Source organism: Lentilactobacillus dabitei, assembly GCF_019061365.1.
In the GTDB taxonomy this organism is placed as follows: domain Bacteria; phylum Bacillota; class Bacilli; order Lactobacillales; family Lactobacillaceae; genus Lentilactobacillus; species Lentilactobacillus dabitei.
In genome coordinates, this window is the sequence record NZ_JAHPPD010000180.1 from 1 (window position 1) to 684 (window position 684).

Consider the following 684-nt stretch of genomic DNA (forward strand, 5'->3'; position numbering starts at 1 on the left):
AAATAATCGACGATGTGCTTAGTTAATCGATCTGGCAGCAATGTGACCAAATTATGGGTTTGGGCATCAATACAAATGAATGAGAACGTTGAGTGAACTGACCGGAATTCATCAAAGCAAAGTATTTTCGGCAACCTACGGTGCTCTAAGAACGCCTTGCGACCCATGTAGATGGTCCGCTGGACGGAAGTAGCTGAAACGCCAACCAGCTTAGCAATCATCTCCGCTGTTAATGAGTTTCGGGCTAATTCGTTGATTCGTATCCGAACTTGATTAGTAATTGAATGATTCGGCATGACAATTGGCGTGTGGGCACCACAAGTTTGACCACAATTACGACATAAATAACGTTGTTTACGAAGGTGTAAACGAGTTTCTTGACCAGTTAAACTCGTTACGCGTAGTTTGGTTAACCGTGTGCCGTTCTTAACAATTGAGCTAAAGCCGCATTGTGGACACCTGGTTAACCGGTAGGTTAGCCGACCATGAAGAACTTTGATGATCCGCTTTTTACCACCGACATAACTAATCTGATTTTCAACTTTACTAATTTCAATATTTTCATCTTTAATGTTCAATAAATTTAAGATAGAATTGTCTTGGGACATCACTAAAACCTCACTCCGATTCTTGTTTAGACGCTTAAATCGTAGCATAGGGGACAGTGATGTCCCATTTATTCTG

1 protein-coding gene is annotated in these 684 nt (G+C 41.1%); it reads right to left on the minus strand.

Annotation, left to right across the window (positions count from 1 at the left end):
* On the minus strand, nt 1–608 hold a 608-nt coding region (locus tag KTE19_RS13695), incomplete at its 3' end, for a transposase family protein (RefSeq protein WP_217342520.1).
* Nucleotides 609–684: the final 76 nt, after the last annotated feature.